General features: G+C 67.4%; 21 protein-coding genes. 18 read left to right on the top strand and 3 right to left on the bottom strand.

The annotated features are described in order from the left end of the window. Window positions 1–5: 5 nt before the first annotated feature. The 4 genes from NTY77_13530 to NTY77_13545 all read left to right on the top strand — a co-directional run bounded on the left by NTY77_13530 (window position 6) and on the right by NTY77_13545 (window position 4,043). A complete protein-coding gene (locus NTY77_13530) occupies window positions 6–1,229 on the top strand; it encodes a DegT/DnrJ/EryC1/StrS family aminotransferase (protein MCX5796509.1) in 1,224 nt (407 codons plus the stop codon). Continuing rightward, a complete protein-coding gene (locus NTY77_13535; GenBank protein MCX5796510.1) occupies window positions 1,226–1,942 on the top strand; it encodes a glycosyltransferase family 2 protein in 717 nt (238 codons plus the stop codon). Before NTY77_13530 ends, NTY77_13535 begins: the two co-directional genes overlap by 4 nt. Window positions 1,943–2,358: 416 nt before the next feature. Then, window positions 2,359–3,906, top strand: coding sequence for a radical SAM protein (locus NTY77_13540; protein MCX5796511.1), 1,548 nt, complete (start codon window positions 2,359–2,361; stop codon window positions 3,904–3,906). Further along, a complete protein-coding gene (locus tag NTY77_13545; GenBank protein ID MCX5796512.1) occupies window positions 3,903–4,043 on the top strand; it encodes a hypothetical protein in 141 nt (46 codons plus the stop codon). Before NTY77_13540 ends, NTY77_13545 begins: the two co-directional genes overlap by 4 nt. 28 nt (window positions 4,044–4,071) lie before the next feature. On the opposite strand, the gene NTY77_13550 is transcribed toward NTY77_13545, so the two are convergent. Together NTY77_13550 and NTY77_13555 are read right to left on the bottom strand one after the other, a co-directional pair. After that, a complete protein-coding gene (locus tag NTY77_13550) occupies window positions 4,072–5,013 on the bottom strand; it encodes a GDP-L-fucose synthase (protein ID MCX5796513.1) in 942 nt (313 codons plus the stop codon). A gap of 8 nt (window positions 5,014–5,021) precedes the next feature. Continuing rightward, window positions 5,022–5,948, bottom strand: coding sequence for a phosphoglycerate dehydrogenase (locus NTY77_13555; GenBank protein ID MCX5796514.1), 927 nt, complete (start codon window positions 5,946–5,948; stop codon window positions 5,022–5,024). 97 nt (window positions 5,949–6,045) lie between these two features. Between NTY77_13555 and NTY77_13560 the strand changes: the two genes are divergently transcribed. From NTY77_13560 to NTY77_13625, 14 genes are all read left to right on the top strand, one after another. Then, window positions 6,046–6,933 carry a class I SAM-dependent methyltransferase gene (locus NTY77_13560; protein MCX5796515.1) on the top strand — a complete coding sequence of 296 codons (888 nt, stop codon included), beginning with the start codon at window positions 6,046–6,048 and terminating at the stop codon, window positions 6,931–6,933. A gap of 12 nt (window positions 6,934–6,945) precedes the next feature. Then, window positions 6,946–8,709: a radical SAM protein gene (locus tag NTY77_13565; GenBank protein ID MCX5796516.1), complete on the top strand. Its 1,764-nt coding sequence runs from the start codon at window positions 6,946–6,948 to the stop codon at window positions 8,707–8,709. Between the two features lie 20 nt (window positions 8,710–8,729). Then, window positions 8,730–9,659 carry an N-acetylneuraminate synthase family protein gene (locus NTY77_13570; GenBank protein ID MCX5796517.1) on the top strand — a complete coding sequence of 310 codons (930 nt, stop codon included), beginning with the start codon at window positions 8,730–8,732 and terminating at the stop codon, window positions 9,657–9,659. Continuing rightward, window positions 9,656–9,955, top strand: a complete 300-nt coding sequence (locus NTY77_13575) for a hypothetical protein (GenBank protein ID MCX5796518.1) — start codon at window positions 9,656–9,658, stop codon at window positions 9,953–9,955. The genes NTY77_13570 and NTY77_13575 overlap by 4 nt, the downstream gene beginning before the upstream one ends. After that, complete coding sequence (locus tag NTY77_13580; GenBank protein ID MCX5796519.1) at window positions 9,952–10,668, top strand: class I SAM-dependent methyltransferase; 717 nt, start codon at window positions 9,952–9,954, stop codon at window positions 10,666–10,668. Before NTY77_13575 ends, NTY77_13580 begins: the two co-directional genes overlap by 4 nt. After that, window positions 10,665–11,303, top strand: coding sequence for an acylneuraminate cytidylyltransferase family protein (locus NTY77_13585; protein ID MCX5796520.1), 639 nt, complete (start codon window positions 10,665–10,667; stop codon window positions 11,301–11,303). The genes NTY77_13580 and NTY77_13585 overlap by 4 nt, the downstream gene beginning before the upstream one ends. After that, a complete protein-coding gene (locus tag NTY77_13590) occupies window positions 11,303–12,694 on the top strand; it encodes an aspartate aminotransferase family protein (GenBank protein ID MCX5796521.1) in 1,392 nt (463 codons plus the stop codon). The genes NTY77_13585 and NTY77_13590 overlap by 1 nt, the downstream gene beginning before the upstream one ends. Then, complete coding sequence (locus NTY77_13595; GenBank protein ID MCX5796522.1) at window positions 12,691–13,128, top strand: VOC family protein; 438 nt, start codon at window positions 12,691–12,693, stop codon at window positions 13,126–13,128. The genes NTY77_13590 and NTY77_13595 overlap by 4 nt, the downstream gene beginning before the upstream one ends. Then, window positions 13,125–13,979, top strand: a complete 855-nt coding sequence (locus tag NTY77_13600; GenBank protein MCX5796523.1) for a sugar phosphate isomerase/epimerase — start codon at window positions 13,125–13,127, stop codon at window positions 13,977–13,979. Before NTY77_13595 ends, NTY77_13600 begins: the two co-directional genes overlap by 4 nt. Further along, on the top strand, window positions 13,963–14,742 hold the full coding sequence (locus NTY77_13605) for an SDR family oxidoreductase (protein MCX5796524.1): 780 nt from the start codon (window positions 13,963–13,965) through the stop codon (window positions 14,740–14,742). Before NTY77_13600 ends, NTY77_13605 begins: the two co-directional genes overlap by 17 nt. Beyond that, entirely contained in the window at window positions 14,739–15,578 is an 840-nt protein-coding gene (locus NTY77_13610; GenBank protein MCX5796525.1) for an SDR family oxidoreductase, read from the top strand. The genes NTY77_13605 and NTY77_13610 overlap by 4 nt, the downstream gene beginning before the upstream one ends. Continuing rightward, complete coding sequence (locus tag NTY77_13615; protein MCX5796526.1) at window positions 15,575–17,443, top strand: hypothetical protein; 1,869 nt, start codon at window positions 15,575–15,577, stop codon at window positions 17,441–17,443. Before NTY77_13610 ends, NTY77_13615 begins: the two co-directional genes overlap by 4 nt. Then, window positions 17,436–18,950: an oligosaccharide flippase family protein gene (locus NTY77_13620; GenBank protein MCX5796527.1), complete on the top strand. Its 1,515-nt coding sequence runs from the start codon at window positions 17,436–17,438 to the stop codon at window positions 18,948–18,950. Before NTY77_13615 ends, NTY77_13620 begins: the two co-directional genes overlap by 8 nt. Before the next feature lie 74 nt (window positions 18,951–19,024). After that, window positions 19,025–19,921: an NAD(P)-dependent oxidoreductase gene (locus tag NTY77_13625; GenBank protein MCX5796528.1), complete on the top strand. Its 897-nt coding sequence runs from the start codon at window positions 19,025–19,027 to the stop codon at window positions 19,919–19,921. Between the two features lie 15 nt (window positions 19,922–19,936). Here NTY77_13625 and NTY77_13630 read toward each other — a convergent pair whose 3' ends face one another. Next, window positions 19,937–21,829, bottom strand: a complete 1,893-nt coding sequence (locus tag NTY77_13630; GenBank protein ID MCX5796529.1) for a hypothetical protein — start codon at window positions 21,827–21,829, stop codon at window positions 19,937–19,939.

Raw genomic sequence — 21,829 nt, forward strand, 5'->3', positions numbered from 1 at the left:
TGCACATGCCATTCGGCACCATCACCATCACCCCGCGCGCCCGCCGCCTCATCGACGAGGCGCTCGACGCCGGCCGCGTCTCCAGCGGGAGGCTGGTCGGCGAATTCGAGCGGAAGTTCGCGCGAGCGACGGGCGCCGCCCATGCCGTGGCCGTGAGCTCGGGCACGGACGCCGACATCCTGGCCCTGGCCGTGCTGCACGACCTCGGCGCCCGGCGCGGCGACGAGGTGATCGTGCCCGCCTTGTCCTTCGTCGCCACCGGCAACGCGGTCCTGCACGCGGGCTTCAAGCCGGTCTTCGTGGACGTGGAGCGGGACACCCTCAACATCGACCCCGCGCGCATCGAAAGGGCCGTCACGCGCCGCACGCGGGCGCTCATGCCGGTCCACCTCATGGGCAAGCCCGCGGACATGGACGCGATCAACCGCATCGCCAGGAGGCGCAAGCTGCTCGTAGTCGAGGATGCGGCGGAGGCCCACGGCGCGCTCTACAAAGGCCGGCCGGTGGGCGGGCTGGGAGACCTGGGAGCGTTCAGCACCTACATCGCTCACATCATCACGACCATCGAGGGCGGCGTGGTCACCACCGACCGGCCCGAGTTCGCCGCCATCCTGCGCTCTTTGCGCAGCCACGGCCGCGCCTGCCAGTGCGAAGTCTGCGTGCTCAACACGGGCCAGGCCGAGTTCTGCCCGCGGCGCTTCAAGTTCGGCCAGGGCACCGACATCCGTTTCGTCTTCGAACGCATCGGCTACTCATGCAAGATGAACGAGTTGGAGGCGGCGGTGGGGCTGGGCAGCCTGGACCTGTACCGAGGCATCATCGCCAAAAGACGGCGCAACCTGCTCGCGCTGATGCGGGGCCTGCGCCGCTTCGCCCCCTATCTGCGAACGTTCAAAGAAGAGAAGCATGAACGGATCGGCCCGCATGCGTTTCCCATCATCCTGGGCGAGGACGCGCCCTTCAGCCGCAACGAGCTGGGAGAGTTCCTGGAGAAGAACGGCATAGAGACCCGGCACCTGTTCAGCTCCATGCCGACCCAGTGCCCCGGCTTCAGGTTCCTGGGCTACCGCAAGGGGCAGTTCCCCGAAGCGGAATACCTCGGAGAGAACGGCCTGCACGTCGGGGTGCATCAGGACCTGGGGCCGGAGCATGTGGCTTATCTGCTGGAGACGGTGGAGCGCTTCTTGTCCGCGCGCAAGCTCGGGCGGACGCGGGGAGCGGCGCGATGAAGACGACGCTGTTCGTCCCCACCATGAACGAGGTCGAAGGCATGAAGGTCATCATGCCCCAGATCCGCAAGGAATGGGTGGACCAGATCCTGATCGTGGACGGCGGCTCCACGGACGGCACCCAGGACTATGCCCGGGCCCAGGGCTATGACCTCTACGTGCAGAAGAAGCGCGGCATCCGCCACGCCTACATCGAGGCCTGGCCCCTGGTCAAGGGCGACACGGTCATCACGTTCAGCCCGGACGGCAACTCGCCTCCCGATGCCATCCCCAAGCTGATCGCGGCCTTCCAGCAGGGCTACGACATGGTCATCGGGTCCCGGTACAAGACAGGCGCCAAGAGCGACGACGACGACGCCGTGACCGCCTTCGGCAACTGGCTCTTCACGGCCTCCATCAACCTCTTCCACGGCGGCCGCTACACCGACGCCATGGTGATCTACCGCATCTATCGGACGAGCCTGTTCAACGAGCTCGACCTGCACAAGGAAGAGTCCTATTTCACCGAAAAGTGGTTCGGGACCGTCATCGGGGTGGAGCCCCTGCTCTCCATCCGGGCGGCCAAGAGCCGCCTGCGCGTCGGAGAGATCCCCGTGGACGAGCCGGACCGCATCGGGGGCGTGCGCAAGCTCCAGGTCCTGCGCTGGGGCGCGGCCTATTACGCCCAGATCCTGACCGAGACCGTCTGTTGGAAGCCGTCCCGCAAGGTCTGAGCGCGCCCGGGCCCGCCGCTGTTCTCCCGCCTTCCCTGGGAGTGCACCCATCATAAGTAGGTGAATCTCCGGACCTGCCGTCCGATTTTATCCACCGACTCTGTACGTACAGAGTCGGTGGATAACCCTTTCGCCGTCGGCCTCATTGCGTCCTGCGCTCGCGGCCCGTATGGCCGCGAGCCCGCCGCGACCCTTCCTCTGTCGCGGCGAACATATAAAAGATTCTTTCATGAAGTTGCGCGCCCCAGAGGAATAGTGGGGGCGCGCGCCTGGCGGCGCTCTGCGCCGCCAGGGCCGGTACGGCATTTCGCCAGACTACCTACTTTCAGTGGGCGCACCCCTTCCCTGGGGCCAGCCGACCTCCGTCAGGGATTGTTGATATACTATGCACGCCATCATCCCCCGTTGATCCCTCTATGCCTGAGCAACAGCTGAAGCCCAACGTCCTGCTGCTCTACCCGAAGACCGGCATGGATTTCGGCTCCACGATCGCGCCGCCCCACGCCGTCCTGGCCGTGGCCGCGCCCCTGCTCAAGGCCGGCTACCGGGTCACGGTCCTCGATCAGAGGACCCAGGCCATCACCCAGGAGACCCTCAAGACCCACATCTCAAGCGAGCTCCTCTGCATCGGCATATCGACCATGACCGGGACGCAGGTCCGACACGCCCTGCGCCTGGCCCGGATGTGCCGGGAGCTGACGGGAGGGCGCGTGCCTTTGGTCTGGGGCGGCTGCCACCCGTCCGTCCTGCCCGAGCAGACCGTCCAGCATGCGGATGTCGATATCGTCTGCATCGGCGAAGGCGATGAGACCGCCCTGGAACTGGTCTCGGCTCTGTCCCGCAAGGCCGGCCTGCGTCAGATCAAGGGCATCGCGTTCAAGGAGGGCGGCCGGGCCGTCAGGACCGAGCCGCGGCCGCTGCTGGACGTCGAGGGGCTGCTTCCCGTCCCCTGGGACCTGGTCGACGTGGAGAAATACATCCACCCCGACATGTACCTGCAAGAGAGCTCGCGCGCCCTCGATATCGGCCAGACCAGCCGCGGCTGCCCGTTCCAGTGCGGGTTCTGCAGCAGCGCCGCCATCCGCCAGCACAAATGGCGGGCCATGTCGGTGGCCAAGAGCCTGGGCCTGATCACGGAGACGGTCCGGCGCTTCCGCCTCAATAGGATCTGGCTCCGCGATGACGAGTTCTACATCAACCGGGGCCGGGCCAACGCCATCTGCGAGGGGATCATCGCCGGCGGCCTCGGCATCTCGTTCTACACCTCCGGCACCCGGGTCGACGTGTTCTGCAAGGCCACGGATGCCGAGGTCTCCGCCCTCAAGAGAGCCGGCGCCCACACGCTCAAGTTCGGCGCCGAATCCGGGTCCCCCCGCATCCTCAAGCTCATGAACAAAGGCATCTCGGTCGAGCAGACCTTGGCCGCCAATCAACGGTGCCGGGAGCACGGCATCATCCCCGCCTTCAGCCTCATCATCGGCTATCCGACCGAGACCTTCGACGACATCGACGCGACCATCGACCTGGCCTTCCGGCTCAAAGATGAGAATCCCGACTGCCAGCTCGAGACCATGGCCATCTATACGCCGCTTCCCGGCACGCCGGATTTCCAGCTGGCGCTCGACCATGGCCTGCGTCCGCCGCAAAGCCTGGAGGGCTGGGCGGACTGGATATTCGACGACTATGACACCGAAGGCTTGCGCAACCCCTGGTTCGGGGCCGAGGGGAGACGCTATCTCGGCAACATCTCTTACATGAGCATCCTCGCCCACGCCCTGACCAATGTCATGGGGAGCCTCAAGAACGCTCCTCTGCGCGTGGCCGCCCAGGCGGCCGCCCGCTTCGTCGGCCACTATTATTCGCTGAAACTGCGGAACAGGATGTATCGTTGGGCGCCGGAATTGCGGCTCATCCGCAGCCTGCGCCACGAGCTGTTCTATAAGAGCGAACTGAACATCGCATGAATGCCGCCAAGCGGGCGCTTCTCGTCGTGTGGGTCCTCCTCTTGTCCCCCATCATCGTCGTCATGGCCGCGGGGGCCCTCATCGTCGTGCGCCTGTCGAAACTCGTGCTGTCCTTGCTGCCGCAAGGGCGAGCCTGACGCCCGGCCGGGCTTGGGGGGGCCCGTGTTATGGCCGGGATGCCCGGGTTCGGCGGTACCAAGCGTAAGTCAGCCGCAGTCCTTCCGCCAAAGCCGTCCTTGGCCGCCAGCCCAACGCAACGATGCGCCGGCTGTCCAGAAATCGCCGCGGCGCGCCGTCTGGCCTAGAGGCGTCGAACGCGATGCGGCCTCGATAACCCACGACTCGAAGCACTGAGCGGGCCAAGTCCCGGACCGAGGTCTCCCGGCCGGAGCCGATGTTGATCAGATCGCAAGGCAGGCGCTCCGCCCGCCGCATCAGGAACAGGCAGGCTTCGGCCAGATCGTCGACGTAAAGGAAGTCCCGCCGGGGCCGCCCCGAGCCCCAGAGAGTCACGCCGGGCGAGCGGCTGACCTTGGCCTCATGGAACCTGCGCATGAGGCCGGCCACGACATGCCCGTCCTCGGCGAAATGGTCGCCGGGGCCGTACAGGTTCGCGGGGACCACGGTCAGGAAATCCGAGCCATACTGCCGATTGTAGGCCTGGCACATCTTGAGCCCCGCGATCTTGGCCACCGCATACGGCTCGTTGGTGGGCTCCAAGGCTCCGGTGAGCAGGCTGTCCTCGCGGATGGGCACGCGCGCCGACTTGGGATAGGCGCAGGAGCTTCCGAAGAAGATGAGCCGCTCGACTCCGTGCCGGTGCGCCGCGTCGATGACATTGGTCTGGATGGCCAAGTTCTGATAGATGAAATCCGCGGGCCGGCTGGAATTGGCCGAGATGCCGCCCACCTCGGCCGCCGCATGGAAGACGTACCGCGGCCGGCAGGACCGGAAGAACCGCTCCACCGCGGCCCGGTCGGTCAGGTCGAGCCGCCGGCGAGACCGGGTGACCACGCGCCGGAAGCCCTTGCGGCGCAGGAGGCGCACCAAAGCCGAACCCACCAAGCCGGCATGGCCGCTCACGTATATCGCGCAATCCCTGTCCATGGAGCCGCCTACATCCCGGCCAGGAAGAACTTCTTGAGATGAGCGATAGCGCTGCGGCCCATGGCCAGCACCGCTTCCCGTGAGCTGCCCGCCCGGTGCGGCGTGCAGATGAGGTGGGGCAGGTTGAGGAACTCCTTGTCCTGGGGCGGCTCCTCGCAATAGACGTCCAAGGCCGCGCCCGCGATGACTCCCTTCTGGAGCGCCCACTTGAGGGCCTTGGGATCCACGATGGGGCCGCGGGCCGTGTTGATGAGGAAAGAGGTCTCCTTCATCCGGCTCAGGACCTTGCGGTCCACCAGGCGGCGCGTGCGCGGGGTCAGAGGCGCGTGGATGGTCACCAGATCCGCCTCCTTCCAGATGCGCGCCTTGGTGGCGGGGATGAGCCCGTGCTTGCGGCAGTAGGCGCCGAGGTCCAGGATATCGTTGGCCAGGATGCGGCAGTGGAAAGGCTCCAGGAGCCTGGCCACCTCCTTGCCCACATGCCCCACGCCGATGATGCCCACGGTCTTGCCCGTGAGCTCGGCGCCGATGGCCTTCTCCCAGCAGCCGTCCTTGAGCTTGTGGCAGGTGGAGACCATGTGCCGCAGCAGGGCCAGCATCATGCCCAAGGTCATCTCCGCCACGGAGAGCCGGTTCAAGCCCGGGGTCCAGCCCACCATGACGCCATGCCTGGCGCAGGCCGCCAGGTCGAGGTTGTCGAGCCCCACCCCGTACTTGGAGATGATCTTGAGCTGCGGCAGACGGCAGATGAGCTTCTCGCCGATGGGCTCCAGGCCCACCACCGCGCCGTCGCAGCCCTCCAGCAGCCGCGCCAGCTCCGCCTGGGTGGGATGGCTCAGATGCTCGTTGAACACGCAGTCCGGGAAAAGCTGCAGGAGCTCCCGCCGCAAGACCGGATTTTTGGAGAAAGATTGGGGAGTGACCGCTAGACGCATCTTGAGAGCTATGATACAAAACTTGCCCGCGCAACCTTGAATGGATGACTGCCGGCAGGCAGGTCCCCACCTCAAGATAATGTATAATGTTCACGAAATGAACAAGATGGCCACGGACCTGCGCTGCGAACTCTGCGCCGAGGGAAATCCTACCGTGATCCAGGAAGGCGTGCGGCATGACGCCGCTCGGCGCGTCATGCGCTGCCGAAGCTGCGGCCTGGTCTTCCTGGACCCTTTGCCCACGGAAGACGAATTGGCGAAGTTCTATTCCGAGCACTACCGAGACGAACACGAACCCGGGGTCCCCCCCGCACAGGCCTATAGGCAGGAACTGCCCGAGGCCCGAAGACGGGTCGAGCGCCTCAAGACTCTGCTGGCCCCCGAGTTGTCCCTGCTCGAGATCGGCGCGAGCTCCGGCGCCTTCCTGGACGCGGCCCGTCCTTTCCTGGGCGGCGTCACTGGCGTGGAGCCCTCCCACCGGCACCGCGCCTGGGCTTCGGCGGAGCTCCGGCTGGCCATGGTCGACGCTTTGGACGCACTGGGAGAACAGCGGTATGACCGCATCGTGCTCTTCCACGTCCTCGAGCACGTTCGCCACCCGGTCGCTTTCCTGCGCGGTCTGCTCGGCCGGCTCAAGCCCGGAGGCCGGGTCGTCGTCGAGGTGCCTAGCGTGGACGACGCCCTCATCGCCCTCTACCGGCTCCCGGCTTATGCCCCTTTCTACTACCAGGATGCGCACCTCTGGTATTTCTCCCCGCAGACCCTGGGACAGGCCGCGCGCCAAGCCGGCGCCCGCCCCGAGATCTCGGGGGTGCAGCGCTACGATCTATCGAACCACCTGCGCTGGATGCTCACCGGCAAGCCGGGAGGCCTCGGCTTCTATGGGCGACTCTTCCCGGGCTCCCTCGACCAGGCCTACGGCGAGGCGTTGGTCCGCGCCGGGCACGCCGACACCCTCTGGGCCGTGCTCGAGAACGGATCTTAGGACCGCCGACGAATGAGAATCCTCGTCTGCACCACCCCGATCCGGCAAGTCCCGACCGACTTCCCGCCCTTCGGCGCGCTCGCCGTCATCCAAAGCCTGCGGCGGGACGGCTGGGACCCCCGCTTCTACGACATCGACGGACTGCGGCCGCCCTTCGAGGAGGTCGAACGTTTCGTCGCGGAGTTCCAGCCGGATGTGGTCGCCATATCGGCCGTGGTCTCGACAGCCTACGCCTACACCAAGCGGCTCTCCGCCATGATCAAGCGGGTCGCTCCGCGGGCCCGGGTCATAGTGGGCGGGAACCTGGCGGCCTCGGCCGAGATACTCCACCGCTTGGCCGCCGTCGACTTTTGCGTCATAGGCGAAGGCGAGCTCGTCGCCCGCAACCTGCTGCGCCACCTGGCGGAGGATCCCGATCAGGACCGAGACGCCTGCTCCCGGATCCCGGGCATCACGTATCTGGATCGGAATGGCGACCTGCGGTTCACCGGCTATGAGCGCCCCCTCCCGGCCGCGGAGCTCCTCGATGTGGACTTCGGCGTCCTGGAAAAGCATTCTCGTATCGAAAATTTCATCGGCGATCCCTCCAGCCGTCCCGACTTCCGGCAGGACCCGCGCACCCATGAGCCGCGGCGCCAAGGCCGGAAGCTGGCGAATCTGATCACCTCGAAAGGGTGCGTCGGGCGCTGCACCTTCTGCCATCGCTGGGACAAGGGCTATCGCGCCATCCCGGTCGAGCGCATCATGCAGCACGTCCGGTATCTCAAGGACCGCCACGATGTCGGCTTCTTCATGTTCGCCGATGAGAATTTCGGCTCGGACCCGCGCCAGCTCCAGGCTTTCATCTCGTCCATCAAGGCCGAGGATGTGCTCTATGGAGTGGGCGGAGTCCGGGTGCGCTCCGTCACGCCGCAGATCCTCCGAGACCTGCGCGACTCGGGCTGCGTGGCGGTCTATTACGGGATGGAGACCGGCAGCCCGGACATGCTCGAAGTCATGGACAAGCGGGCCTCCCAGCAGGACAATGAGAATGCGGCGCGCTGGACGCGCGAGGCGGGCCTCTACACCATATACCAACTGGTCCTGGGCATGCCCGGCGAGACGGAGAAGACGATCCGGGAGACCACTGAGTTCTGCAAACGCGCGACCGAATCCCTCGACGACCCTCCCATCGAGCGTCTGAGCATCAACTATATCCAAGCCCTGCCGGGAACGCCGGTCTACGAATTCGCGCGGCACCACGGCCTCATCGGACGCACCTTGCGGGAAGAAGAGCGGTACCTATTGGCCATTTCGGACATCAACGCGTCGGACGAGACGAAGTTCCTGAACTTGACCACCCATGATTTCCTCACCGTACAGTCCTGGCGCCGCCGCATCCTGCTCGAAGTCACCCACCACTATCGCCGGACCCACCGCCTGCCCCGCCCGATCCTAAAGATCCTGTTCCCGAGGCGGGCGCGCACCGGTCGAGCCGCGGAGAGCTCTTCCGACCTGCCTTTCAATCTGCAGCGGGGCCTCGGCTATGACCTGATCTCGGCTTATTGCTATCCTTTCGGACGGACGCTCATCTTACTGTGGCTGCTCAGGCAGGAATTCCGAAGGAGCTCCTGGACGGTCTTCTGGAGCCGGCTCAAGCAGCACTTGCTGTCCCGGCCTCGGCCGCAGCCGGCGCCGGCCGACTACAGATCGCTGCGCAGACTCATGCATGAATCGAGACCCGAACCCATGACCCCGAGCGAAACGGCGATGGCCGCGCTGCGGGAGGGCCGCTAGTCCACTAAAACGGAGAGACCATGAACAAGACCGCTGGAACCGTTGCCCAAAAAGAACAGGCCGCCCTTGAGATCCGGGGACCGATCCATATCCCGGCGCATGTCTTCATCATCGCCGAGGTCGGCATCAACCACAATGGCGACATCGAGACCGCCAAACAGCTCATCGACGCGGCCCGGCAGGCCGGCTGCGACGCGGTCAAATTCCAAAAACGGACCATCGACAAGGTCTACACCAGGGAATTCCTCGATAGCCCGCGCGAGAGCCCTTGGGGGAAGACCCAGCGCGCCCAGAAAGAGGGCTTGGAGTTCGGCAAGAAGGAATTCGACGAGATCGACCGCCACTGCAAGAAGGCCGGCCTCCAGTGGTCGGCCTCGGCCTGGGACATCGACAGCCAGAGATTCCTGCAGCAGTACGACCTCCCGTTCAACAAGGTCGCTTCACCCATCCTGACCCACCTCTCGCTGGTGGAAGAGATCGCCAAAGAAGGCCGCCACACCTACGTTTCCACGGGCATGAGCGATTTCGCTCAGATCGACCGCGCCGTGGAGGTCTTCCGCAAGCACCGCTGCCCGTTCACCCTGATGCACTGCGTCTCCGTGTATCCGGCCGAGGACTCGGAGCTCAACATCTTCTGCCTGCGGACCCTCCGGGAGCGCTACGGCTGCCCGGTCGGCTACTCCGGCCATGAGGTCGGCGTCTTCGGTCCCCTGGTGGCGGTCATGCTGGGAGCGACGGCCATCGAGCGCCACATCACCCTCAACCGCTCCATGTATGGAAGCGACCAATCGGCGTCCTTGGAGCCGCGGGGGCTCGAGTACATGGTCCGCGATATCCGCTCCTTGCGCAGCGCTTTGGGGGCAGGGGAAAAGACCGTCTCGCCGAAAGAATCGGCCAACAGCAAGAAGCTGCGCACCTACTGGCACCCGGAGAACTCACAGAACCGGTGACCTACTGCTTCGACATCGACGGCACGCTCTGCACGAACACGGAGGGGGACTATGAGCGGGCTCGGCCCCGGCCGGAAGTCATCGCGAGGGTCGACGCTCTCTTCGCGGCGGGGCACCGCATCCTCCTGCAGACCGCGCGCGGCGCCACGACCGGCATCGACTGGCGGCAAACGACCGAACGCCAACTGGCGGACTGGGGAGTCCGTTACCACGAGCTCCACTTCGGCAAGCCCACGGCCGATCTCTACGTGGACGACAAGGCGGTCAACGTGGCAGATTGGATGAGGGCGGGATGAGCGCTGAACGAGGGGCGCAGCCGGACTACCTTGAGCTGACCTACTCGGAGGCGCGCCTGCCCCGGACCGACTATCCGGCGCGCCTGGCCGGACATCTCGCGCGCCGTTTCCTCCCCCGCCCGGGACGGATCATCGATCTGGGCTGCGGCCGGGGAGAGTTCCTCCAGCAGTTCCTCTCCCTCGGCTTCACCGGAGCCGGGGTGGACGGGGCGGCCAGCGCCTCCCTCCTGGCGGCCGGCTGCGAGGTCAGCACCGTGGACCTCGAGGGCGGCCGGCTGCCTTTCCCGGACGACTCCTTCGACTACGCCTTCTCCAAGTCGCTGATCGAGCACCTCAGCCGGCCCGAGCACCTGCTCCGCGAGGCGCGGCGCGTCCTGCGCCCCGGGGGCAGGATCGTCCTCATGACTCCGAGCTGGCGCCACACCCAGCGGATATTCTTCGAGGACCTCGGCCATATCCGGCCCTTCGGCGCCAACGCCCTGTCCGACGCGCTGACCCTCGCCGGCTTCGGCCAGGTGCGCGTGGACTATTTCCTGCAGCTGCCCGCGGTCTGGGCTTTTCCCCCGTTGGGGCTGCTCGCCCGCGCCACGGCCCTGTTGCCGCTGCCCTACCGGCCCTGGGACCGGGCGCCCTGGCCGGAATGGCTCAACCGATGGATCCGCTTCTCCAAGGAGGTCATGCTCCTGGGGACCGCGGTCAAGGAGGGCGCATGATCCTGGGCGTGATCCCCGCGCGCGGCGGGTCGAAAGGCATCCCGCGCAAGAACCTGCGGCCGATCGCGGGCAAGCCGCTAGTGGTCTGGTCCATCGAGGCGGCCCGCCGGGCCCGGCGCCTCGACCGTTTCGTCGTCTCCACGGAGGACCGCGAGATCGCCGAAGTCTCCCAGCGGGCCGGCGCCGAGGTGCTCTGGCGGCCCGCCGAGCTGGCCAGCGACGGAGCCACCACGGCGGCGGTCCTCAAGCACATCGTGCTCCAGGAGAAACCCGACCACTTGGTCCTGCTCCAGCCCACCTCGCCGGTGCGCATCGGCGGGCTCATCGACCGGGCCATCGAGAGGTTCTTCGCCAGCGGCGCCGACACTTTGGCCACGGGCTTCACCACCTACCAGTATGAATGGGGGACGATGGACAACGTGCCCCGCCAGCAGATGAAGGGCTGGTTCTATGACGACGGCAACGTCTACGTCCACAAAGCGGCGCACCTGGGCGAAGGCCGCTGGTTCGGCGCCCGCCGCGAACCTCTGGTGATAGAGGACCACTACAACTACGAGATCGACAACGAAACGCAGTTCTGGGCGGTGGAGGCCATCATGCTCCACCTAATCGAACGCCACGGGAGTCTCGACTGATGAGCGATTCTTTCTTCACACCCATCCTCGTCCCGGTCCCGGTGCCCAAGGTCGAAACGGCGCATCGGCGCATCGTCACCCCGCAGCCGCCCCCCGAGGCCATCCCCATCCTGCGGGAGCTCTCCCGCTACGAGCCGGCCTCCATGACCTGGGACCAATATCCCGTCCTCTGGGACCGCGCCGAGGGCCACACCGTATGGGACGCCTGGGGCAACAGCTGGATCGACTTCACTTCGGGCATCTTCGTGGCCAACACCGGCCATTCTCATCCCAAGGTCATCGCGGCCCTGCGCGCGCAGGTCGAAGGCTCGATGGTGCACAGCTACTATTTCCCCTCCGCCGTGCGCGCACGGCTCGTGCGCCGGCTGGTCGAGGCGGCCCCCGAAGGCATCGAGAAAGCCTTCCTGCTCACGACCGGCGCCGAGGCCACGGAATGCGCCCTGAAGCTGACCCGCCTCCACGGCCGCAAGCGCTCAGCGACCAAGCTCAAGATGATCTGCTGGGGCAACGCCTTCCACGGCAAGACCTTGGGGGCGCAGACCATGGCCGGGCGCGACAGCGCCAAGGCCTGGATCGGTCCCCGGGACCCGAACATCCACCACCTGCCCTTCCCCTACCCTTGGGATGCCGGCGCCCGCCTGACGGGCCCGGAGCGCTTCGAGCGGGACATGAAGGCCCTGCTCGCCTCCGGCATCCGCGCCGAGGATGTCGCGGGATTCCTCATCGAGAGCTATCAGGGCTGGTCCGCGATGTTCTATCCGAAAGGCTACATCCCGGCGGTCCGCGCCTGGGCCGACCGCCACGGCGCCCTCCTCTCCTTCGACGAGGTGCAGTCCGGCTTCGGACGCACTGGCCGGATGTTCGCCCTGGAGCACTATGGCGTGCGGCCGGATATCATCTGCTGCGGCAAGGGCATCAGCTCCGGCGTGCCGCTCTCAGCGGTGCTCTCCAGCGCCGAGATCCTGGACGCGGACCCGAGCCTCAACAGCACTCATTCCGGCAATCCCCTCTGCGCGGCCGCGGGAGCGGCCACCCTGGAGGTCCTCCAGGACGAACGCCTGCCCCAGCGCGCCGCGCGCCTGGGCCCGGTCGTGCGCGAGCGCCTGCTCGCCATCCAGCGGCGCTTCCCGAATAACGTCGCGCACGTGTTCGGCGAAGGCTTGGTCTGGGCTCTGCTGCTGACCGGCGCGCGACCCGACGTCTGGGACACCGAGTTGGCGGACCGCGTGACCAAGTCCGCCGTGAACAAAGGCCTGCTGCTCATCCGGACCGGCGTGGGCTCCATCAAGCTCGGCCCCCCCTTGACCATCGCGGAAGACGCCTTGCTGGAAGGGATCGGGGTCATAGAGGAGGCCCTGGCCGAGTGCCTGGCCGCGGCGGCGCGCCGATGAAAGGACCCGCCCTGCGGCACACCGGGATCGTCGTCACCGATCTGCGGCGTTCCCTCAGGTTCTACCGCGGCCTCCTCGGCCTGCGCGTCTGGCGGGAAGAGACCGAAGCAGGCCCGTACCTCGACTCCGTCGTCGGCCTGCGCGGCGCGCGGGTCCGGTGGGCCAAGCTGAAGGCGCCCGCAGGGGGGATGATCGAGCTCCTGCAGTACCTCTCCCATCCGCGGCCGGCGCGGCGCCAGGTCCGCTCCCAGGACGTGGGCGCCTCCCATATCGCCCTCACCGTGCGGGACGCGGACGGACTCTGCCGCCGGCTGCGGCGGCGCGGGCTCAAGGTCAACAGCGCTCCCGCGGTGTCGCCGGACGGACGAGTCAAGGTGGCCTACGCCCACGATCCGGACGGGACCATCGTCGAGCTCGTAGAGGAGCTGGGATGAGCGCCGCTTTGGCCGTCATGCAAGGCCGGCTTTCGCCTCCGGAAGGCGGCCGCATACAGTCCTTCCCGGCCCGCGGCTGGCGCGACGAGTTCGCCCGTGCCCGGGACTGCGGCCTGGACCGCATCGAGTGGATCGTCGACGAGCCGGACTGGGAGGCCAACCCGCTGCTCAGCCGCGAAGGCCGCGCCGAGATCGCGGCCCTCGCGCGCCGCACAGGAGTCGAGGTCCGCTCGGCCTGCGCCGACCTCTTCATGGTCCATCCGCTGCACTCGGCGCCTCCCGCGGAACTGTCCCGCCGCCGGGACATGCTCGCCCGGATCATCGCGGCCGCCGGAGAGGCGGGCCTGGAGCACATCGACATCCCGTTCGTGGACGCCTCGGCCATCAAGGACGGACGCGCCTTCGCGGAGACGACCGAGGTCCTGCGCGCCGCCGCCCCGGAGGCCGAGCGCCGCGGCGTCCTGCTCTGCCTGGAGACCTCTTTGGAGCCGGTCCGCTTCCGTTCGCTCCTGGAGGCTGTCGGGCATCCCGCGGTCCGCGCCAACCACGATATCGGGAACTCCGCTTCCCTGGGCTACGCCCCCGCGGAGGAATTCTCCGCCATCGGCCGCTGGGTCTCCTGCGTGCACATCAAGGACCGCAGACGCGGCGGCGGCACCGTCCCCTTGGGGACGGGAGACTCGGACTTCGCCGGGGCCTTCGCCCAGCTGAAGGCCTGCGGCTACGGCGGGCACTTCGTGCTGCAGGCGGCCCGCGGACCGGATGAGGTGGGCTGGACCAAGCGCAACGCCGCTTTCGCGCGGCGCTGGATGGCGACCTTGAAGCCGGAGGGACATGGACCTACAGATTAAAGACCGGGTGGCGTGGGTCGCGGGGGCCTCGCGCGGGATCGGGCTGGCCGTCGCCCGGCGGCTGGCCGAGGAGGGCTGTCGCGTCGCCCTCTCCGGCCGCGACGCGCCCGCGCTCGCCGCCGCGCGCCTTGAGCTCGAGAAGGTCTTCGGAGCCGGCCGGATCGCCGCCTTCCCCGGCGACGCGGCCGCAGTCGATGGGGCGGCCGCCGCGGTGCGGGGCTGCCAAGAGCGTTGGGGCCGGCTCGACATCCTGGTCGCCAACGCCGGGACCGGGAAGGTCCCGCCCGGGGCCTTGGTCTCGGATGAGGACTGGGACCTGGCCTTGCGGCAGAACCTGCGCACCGCGGTCCAGGCCGCGCGGCAGGCCATGCCGCTGCTCGCGGCCTCCGGGGCAGGCTGCATCGTCCTGGTAGGCTCCATCGCCGGCCTGGAGGCTATCGGGGCTCCGGCCGCCTACGCGGCCGCCAAGTCGGCCCTCCAGGCCTGGGCCAAATCGCTCTCCCGGGAAGCGGCCCCCCGCCGGGTGCGGGTCAACACCGTCCTGCCGGGCAACGTCCTGTTCCCGGGAGGGAGCTGGCAGTCCCGCCTGGACAAGGAGCCGGAGCGGACTTGGCAGGACATCCGCCGGGAGGTCCCCATGGGCCGCTTCGGGACCCCCGAAGAGATCGCCGACGCCGTCGCCTTCCTGGCCTCGGAGCGCGCTGCCTTCATCACGGGAGCCGCTCTGGTGGTGGATGGCGGACAGACCAGGAGTCACCCATGAAGCGCAACCCCTTCGACCTCAAAGGACGCGTCGCCGTCATCACCGGAGGCGCGGGCTTGCTCGGGACCATGCACGCCGAAGCCGTGGCCGAAGCGCGCGGCATCCCCATCATCGCGGACCTCGACGGCGCGAAGGCCCGCGCCGCCGCTCTGTCCTTGTCCCGGAGGCTGCGGACCCGCGCCTTGGGCTGCGCCTGCGACATCACCGACCCGGCCCAGGTCGAGGCCTTGCGGCGCGGATTGCTCCGCCGCTACGGCCGCATCGACATCCTCATCAACAACGCCGCCATCGACCCGAAGGTGGGATCCGGAGCGGGAGGAAAGGCCAAAGCAGGCCACTGGTCGCGTCTGGAGAACTTCCCGCTGGAGCAGTGGGGCCGGGATATCGCGGTCGGCCTGACCGGGGCCTTCTTGTGCAGCCGCATCCTGGGCGCGGAGATGGCCAAGCGCGGGCGCGGCGTCATCCTCAACATCGCCTCGGACCTCTCGGTCATTGCGCCCGACCAACGCCTTTACCGCGTACCGGGACGCTCCCCCGCCGAGCAGCCGGTCAAGCCGGTGTCCTACTCCGTCGTCAAGGCCGGACTGGTTGGGCTGACGCGCTATCTGGCCACATACTGGGCGGACCGGGGGATACGGGTCAACGCCCTGTCCCCGGGCGGAGTCCGCACGAACCAGGATCCGGCTTTCGTCGCTCGCCTCTCATCCTTGATCCCACTCGGGCGCATGGCGCGCCGGGACGAGTACAAGGGAGCCGTCCAGTTCCTCGTATCCGACGCTTCCTCGTACATGACCGGGACGAACGTGGTGATGGACGGAGGACGGTCGGTCTGGTGACCGGGAAGGGTCCGGTCGTCGCATTCCTCGAATCGGCCGGCCAAGTCGAAGCCGTCCTTTCAGGAACGCCCCGTCCAGACGTGCTCCTGGCCCTGGCTCCGACGGCCGCGGCCCGGCTGGAGGCCGCGGGGATCCCCTACACCAAGGCCGAGGACCTCTACGACGAACGGGCTCTCTGCGACGGCGCCGACGCAGTCCTCGACGCCGAGGCGGACTGGGCGCGGCAAGTCGACGGGTGGCTCCAAGAACGGGTGCCGGCTTTCCGAGAGGCGGGCTTCCGGCCGGCGCACCTGCATTTTTTCTGGCTGAAGGTGATGTTCGACGCCTTATATCTGCGGGCCCATATCCTCCAAGCCGTCGCAGCGAGCCTCAAGCCGGCGCGGGTGATCTATTTCGAAAACGGCCCGCGGCCAGTCCCCTCTTGGGATCTCGTGTTCCGCGAATCCCTGACCGCGCGCTGTCTGCCGGCCTGGGCCCACGCGCGCGGCATCCCGCTCGAGCGCCGGCCGCGCGTTGGCGACGAGCGCTTCGCGCCGCCTCCCCGGAAAGGCCGCTGGCGCCCGGAGGTTGCGGCGCGCAAGCTTGCGGCCGGGGTGCGGTTCTGGTGGACGGGCGTACGGACCAAAAACGCCGGCCCCGAGGCATGCCCCCGCGCGCTCCTGCGCCCGGACTGCGACGTCGAGTACCTGGTCCGGCCTTTGGCGCGGCGAGGACTTCGCCCGATGCACTGGTCCCGGTTCCTGGCATCGCTGGACGGTACGGGGGCGCCGCCCGCGACCATCCCCAGCCTCCAAGGGATCGCTGAGCAAGACTGGTGGGCCGCGCCCCTGCGGCCCGAGGGCCTCGACCTGACTGAGGCGGCGCAGGATCGGCTCGACCTCTGGTGGACCCAAGTGATCCCGCAGACCTGGTCCGCTTTCACCGCGGCTCGGCGCGAGTTCCGCACGGGTTCGATAGCTGCGGTCATCGTCCCGGCCATATACACGCACCAGGACGCCGCGGTCATGGCCGCTGCCTTGGCCGAGAGGGTGCCCTCCTTCGTCTATCAGCACGGCGGCTTCGGGGGCAACTGCGAGTACTCCGCCTGGGAGCACCAAGACCTGTGCCTTTCTCGCACGATGTTCTTCTACGGAGAAGGGTCCGCCGCCCACTATAGCCGCCGCCTGCAGCGCTATGCGGACCGGCGCGCCCGCCCCGTCGCCACAGGCTCCGCCCGGCTCGACGCTTTAGCCCACGGCCCCGGCGTTCCCGCGGCCCTGCGCCGCCGGCTCAACGCGGGGCGGGCCCCGGAAGCGCCTCTGGCCTTGTATTTCCCGACCTTGCATCCGGCCTATACCCGCTACCTTTGCTGCGGCGAACTCCCGGATGTCAGCCATTGGGAGCTCCAGCGGGACATCGTGAGGCTCTTCAAGCGTTTCCCGGCCGTCCGCCTGATCTACCGGCCGTTCGCAGGTTCTTTCGCCAGCCCGATCCCGGACCTGCTGGCTCAGGAGCTCCCATCAGCCCGCATCGAGTCTGCGGCGCCCCTGCCGGAGCTGGCGCGCGCGGTGGATCTCATCATCACCGACATTCCTTCCACCGGCTTGCTCGAGGCTTTGCTCACGGACCGGCCGGTCTTCGTCTACTCGGACGACAGATCGGTCCGCCTGACCGGGCCAGCCCGCGACCTCCTCCAACGCCGGGCCGCCCTGGATGGGACCCCTAAAGATTTTCTGACCCGATTGGAAGCGTACCTGCGCGCGGGCGATTTCCGGCCCTCGGCATCCGCCGACGATTCCTTTCTCCGGGCCTACGGCACTTGCCTCGGGGACGGGCGCAGCTCCGAGCGCGCCGCCGACCTGATCGTCCAGGCCATCCATGTCTAGCATCCGGCAGAGTTTCCGCTCTTCTTCAAAGCTCTCCATCATCAACATCGGCGGCGGCCTGCTGGCCACGGCGGTGAACATCCTGGTCGCCCGGCGCCTCGGCCCGGAATCTCTCGGCGTGGTCGGCCTGATCCAACTCTGGCAGCTCTATGCCGGCTTCGCGCGGCCGGGATTCCTGCAGGCCGGCTACCGCGAGATGCTGCATCTGCTGGGCCAGGGCCGCCAGGCCGAAGCCCGGGATGTGGGGAACATCGCCCTGACCGCTGAAGGCGGCTCTTTGTTCGTGCCCCTGGCCTGCATGGCCCTGGCCGGGATGTTCCTCTATGACGACCCCCGCCTGAAAGCCGGCATGGCCGTCGCCGCGGCGAGCTTCCTCCTCACCTCCCTGTACGGCTACATGGACACGATGCAGTGGGCGCATCAGCGCTTCTCGCTCATCACGCGCGCCAACCTCCTGCTCAAGCTTTCCCAGCCGGCGCTGACCTTGGCGGGACTTTATTCCTTCGGCCTCTACGGCGTCCTGGCGGCCCCGGCTGTCTCGTCGGGGCTGGGGCTCGGCTACTACCTGCTGCAGAAGGATGCCAGAGACTTCGTCCCGCGCTGGGACGCGCGAGAATCCCGGAGGCTGCTGCGCATCGGCTTGCCCATCGCCCTGTACGGCTTCCTCTATTGGGGGTTCCGGACCTCGGATCGCGCCATGGTCGCGCGTTGGCTGACCCTCAAGGACCTGGGCTACTTCACTTTCGCCATGACCTTCATCACCCAAGGCTGCGCCATCGTCTCGGACTTCCTCAACGTCTTCCAGACCAGCCTGCTCTCGGAGCTCGGCCGCGTGGGCCAGGTCCGTCCGCTCTCCGGCAAGCTGCAGCGCCTCACCTTGCTCATACTCCTGCTGACGGGAGCGGCCGCGGCTTTGGCCCAGACCGCGCTGCACCCCCTGATCTCGGCTTTGGTGCCCAAGTTCCTGCCCGGCGTCCCCGCTCTGGAGATCCTGGTGCTCAACCTCGTCTGCACCACGGCCCCGCTCCTGGCCTACACGGTCCTGATATCCACCGTGCTCAACCAGCAGGATATGGCCGCGATCATCCAAGCCGGCGGCCTGGGCATCAACATCGCGCTAGGCTATGCGTTCGTGTGCGCCGGTCATGGCCTCTCCGGCATCGCCTGGTCCAGCGCGATATCCCAACTCAGCGCCGCGGCCGCGGCTTATGCCCTGCTGCACCCCCGGCTCTTCGCAGGAGCCCCGGCCCGGGAATCCCAACGGTTCTACCAATGGGCCATCGGATTGCTATTCCTGGTCTTCGCGCTCCATTTCCTGATGAACTGGGGCCCATTTTCCTGTCCGGCGCTGGGCCGCCTCTGGCTGCCCGCCGCCTTCCGGGCGGTCCTGTCAGTCGCGGTCTGGGGGACAGCCGCCGCCCTGCTATATCGCTACTGGTGGAAGCGAGGCCTCTTCTCAGCGACCGCGTCCGCTCCAGACAAGGCGGACATGATGTTCAATAATTGAACGCCGCGCTTCCTTTTGTTATACTTACCTCATCCGGCACCCTCGGCAACCGGGGCCGGTCATCGGAGGGCTTCATGAAGGTCCTGGTCTTCGGCGGCGCCGGCTTCCTGGGCAGCCACGTCAGCGACGCCCTGAGCGACGCCGGGCACGCGGTCACGGTCTTCGATGTGAAGGTGTCCCCCTTCCTGCGCAAGGGCCAGAAGATGCTGGTCGGCGACATCCAGGACGAGGACCGGGTGCGGGCGGCGGTGGCGGGCTCCGACGTGGTGTACAACTTCGCCGGGATCGCGGACCTGCAGGCCGCGCACGACGATCCCGTGGGCTCGGTGCGCTCCAACATCCTCGGGAACTGCATCATCCTGGAGGCCTGCGTGAAGGCCAAGGTGAAGCGCTACGTCTTCGCGAGCACGCTCTACGTCTACAGCCAGGCCGGCTCGTTCTACAGCATCTCCAAGCGCGCCTGCGAGACCTACATCGAGAACTACCACCGTTATCACGGCCTCGCCTACACGATCCTGCGCTACGGCTCGCTCTACGGCAGCCGCGCCGGAAAAGAGAACGGCGTCGGCAATTACCTGCGCCAGGCCCTGACCAAGAAGCGCATCATCTACCACGGCAACGGCGAGGAGACCCGGGAATACATCCACGTCGACGACGCCGCGCGCTATTCCGTCGAGATACTCGCCCCGGAATTCGCCAACCAGCACCTCATCATCACGGGCCACCAGGCGATCAAGGTCCGCGAGCTCCTGGAGATGATCAGCGAGATATTGGGAGGCGGCGTCCGCATCCGATTCCGCCAGGGCCGCGCCGCCAACGTCCCGGACACGCATTACGCGCGCACCCCCTACAACTTCACGCCGCGCGTCGGACGCAAGCTGATCGGCCGCCATTACATCGACCTGGGGCAGGGACTGTTGGGCTGCATCGAGGACATCCACGCGCAGACCGCCAAGACGCAGCAGCCCTGAACGCGCCGCCTCCGCTTAGATTGGCGCGCTCTTCGCGGCCGCCTCGACGAACGCGGAGATCGTTTCATCGTTGACGGGCGAAAGGCATTCTTCCCTGAGCCGCCTGCCCGCATCGGATAGACGCCGCCTCTCGACTTCATCAAGGCGCGCCGTGCGCAGCACCTCTCGCCGCAGCTCGCGAGCGCCCCTGAGGGGCTGCGGCCAGCCCGGGAAATGGGACAGCGGGCTGAAGTCCAGGACGACGGCTCGGCCGACGATGACCAGCGGCACGCCGGCCATGGCGAAGTCCATCGAGACTGTTGACGCACCGACCACGGCGCAAGCGGCGCGTTCCACCCAGGGCGTTATGGGGCCCGAGACGACCGCCATATGAGACGGCAGCGGTCTCGGCCCGACGATGCCCTTCCATAGGCGCGACGTCATCTGCGGATGAGGTTTCAGCCAAAATGTCAGCCCTTCAGCCGATGGGAACGCTTCCATAAGCGAGTCCAGCAATTCAACGGCCCCCTCGATTTCGAGCGAGAACCCGACGAAAATACAGCCGGTCTCGGGCCGGCGCCTCGGGACTTCCTGGAGGAGGTGCGGATAGCGCAGGGACGGGCCGACGCGCAGGCGCTGTGGAGGAAAACCCTCCCGGATAAAGAGCCGCCGCATGAAAGGGGAGTTGCATACGATGACATCGGACAAGGGCGAAATGTCAGGCTTGGGCACCGCGACATGCTGCAGCATCAGGGGCGGCGGCGCGGCCCAATGCTGAAAGCCCACGGTGCGAGTCGCCGGAGACAGCCGCCGCAGAGCCAGCACCGCGGGCTTCTCGGTCAGAGTGTTCTCGAATGTATCGATGAAGACATCCGGCTTCCAACCGGCCTGGGCCAGGCGCTCGAACAGGAGCGGATACAGCGCGAACTCCGCGGCCCCGACGTTGGAGAGCTGGAGGCGTCTCTGTTCCTCGACCATCGCCGTGATGTCGAGGCCCTCGGGGAAACCCGCGATGCCGGAGACCCTCTGAGGAGACTCCGGCCATGCCGCCGAGCGCAGGACGGCTCGCACCGCTGTCACGCAATCGGACAGGCGGTAGTGATCCTCCGCGAGCAGATACCGGCCCGGCTTCGACCGGAACCACGCGAAGGCTTGGCGCGGGCTGCGGCCGGGGCTGTAAAGCCAGGGCAAAGTGACCACCTGGATGCCGCGTCGCTCGAGCTCGTCGGGAAGGATCCCAAAATAGGCGTCGCGCCCCTCCGGCGAGCTGAAATACTCGGAGTTGATGCAGGAATGAAGCAAGGCCAACGGTCTTCCGTCCCGAGCAGGAAGGATCGGACCGTTGCGCGTCACCCGTGCAGCGACGACGCGCCGGAAAAATCTCGCAAAAAATAGCAACCAACGCGCGGCTTGCCGGGCGCGCCGCCACATCCGCACCGGGACTTCGCCCAAGGTCCTTAGCCGCCGGCAAGAACCATCAAGCGTGCCCAGGCACTGGAGCAGGGCCTCGCTCTCCGCGACGATGAGCTGCGGACGCTCGCCGCGAAGCAGCTCGCAGGAAGTCAAGAGCCAGCAGAGGTCGGAGAACAGCGAGCCCGACAGCGTGTTCTCGTCCGAGATCCGCGTCAGCCACCATTCCGGCCAAGCCCCGTGCCGGCGCGCCAGCGCTTCAAGATAGCTCAGAAAGGGCGCCCGAGCGGCTCCCGCGCAGCGGTGGAGCGCGGGGGCTATGTCGATGCGGTTCCAGCCGGGTCCGAGCGCCGACTCCCACCGGCGCAGCTGCCGCCAACTGCGGCCAAGGTAGACCCAACCCGCCGGAACGCCGGCTCGGGCTCGCACGGCCGAAGGCGCCTGGGCGCTCCAGGCCAGCCAGCAGGCGGCCGCCTCCCCGCCGCTCCGTCCGCCGCCGGGATCCGGACGCAGGCTCAC

Source organism: Elusimicrobiota bacterium, from assembly GCA_026388095.1.
Taxonomy (GTDB): domain Bacteria; phylum Elusimicrobiota; class Elusimicrobia; order UBA1565; family UBA9628; genus UBA9628.

Excerpts from the sequence above, each read along its gene's own strand:
- NTY77_13585 (MCX5796520.1), top strand. The coding sequence starts at position 10,665 with ATGATCCTGGGCGTGATCCCCGCGCGCGGCGGGTCGAAAGGCATCCCG.
- NTY77_13610 (MCX5796525.1), top strand. The coding sequence starts at position 14,739 with ATGAAGCGCAACCCCTTCGACCTCAAAGGACGCGTCGCCGTCATCACC.
- NTY77_13565 (MCX5796516.1), top strand. The coding sequence starts at position 6,946 with ATGAGAATCCTCGTCTGCACCACCCCGATCCGGCAAGTCCCGACCGAC.
- NTY77_13600 (MCX5796523.1), top strand. The coding sequence starts at position 13,125 with ATGAGCGCCGCTTTGGCCGTCATGCAAGGCCGGCTTTCGCCTCCGGAA.
- NTY77_13530 (MCX5796509.1), top strand. The coding sequence starts at position 6 with ATGCCATTCGGCACCATCACCATCACCCCGCGCGCCCGCCGCCTCATC.
- NTY77_13580 (MCX5796519.1), top strand. The coding sequence starts at position 9,952 with ATGAGCGCTGAACGAGGGGCGCAGCCGGACTACCTTGAGCTGACCTAC.
- NTY77_13570 (MCX5796517.1), top strand. The coding sequence starts at position 8,730 with ATGAACAAGACCGCTGGAACCGTTGCCCAAAAAGAACAGGCCGCCCTT.
- NTY77_13595 (MCX5796522.1), top strand. The coding sequence starts at position 12,691 with ATGAAAGGACCCGCCCTGCGGCACACCGGGATCGTCGTCACCGATCTG.
- NTY77_13535 (MCX5796510.1), top strand. The coding sequence starts at position 1,226 with ATGAAGACGACGCTGTTCGTCCCCACCATGAACGAGGTCGAAGGCATG.
- NTY77_13550 (MCX5796513.1), bottom strand. The coding sequence starts at position 5,013 with ATGGACAGGGATTGCGCGATATACGTGAGCGGCCATGCCGGCTTGGTG.
- NTY77_13625 (MCX5796528.1), top strand. The coding sequence starts at position 19,025 with ATGAAGGTCCTGGTCTTCGGCGGCGCCGGCTTCCTGGGCAGCCACGTC.
- NTY77_13620 (MCX5796527.1), top strand. The coding sequence starts at position 17,436 with ATGTCTAGCATCCGGCAGAGTTTCCGCTCTTCTTCAAAGCTCTCCATC.
- NTY77_13590 (MCX5796521.1), top strand. The coding sequence starts at position 11,303 with ATGAGCGATTCTTTCTTCACACCCATCCTCGTCCCGGTCCCGGTGCCC.
- NTY77_13545 (MCX5796512.1), top strand. The coding sequence starts at position 3,903 with ATGAATGCCGCCAAGCGGGCGCTTCTCGTCGTGTGGGTCCTCCTCTTG.
- NTY77_13560 (MCX5796515.1), top strand. The coding sequence starts at position 6,046 with ATGAACAAGATGGCCACGGACCTGCGCTGCGAACTCTGCGCCGAGGGA.
- NTY77_13555 (MCX5796514.1), bottom strand. The coding sequence starts at position 5,948 with ATGCGTCTAGCGGTCACTCCCCAATCTTTCTCCAAAAATCCGGTCTTG.
- NTY77_13605 (MCX5796524.1), top strand. The coding sequence starts at position 13,963 with ATGGACCTACAGATTAAAGACCGGGTGGCGTGGGTCGCGGGGGCCTCG.
- NTY77_13540 (MCX5796511.1), top strand. The coding sequence starts at position 2,359 with ATGCCTGAGCAACAGCTGAAGCCCAACGTCCTGCTGCTCTACCCGAAG.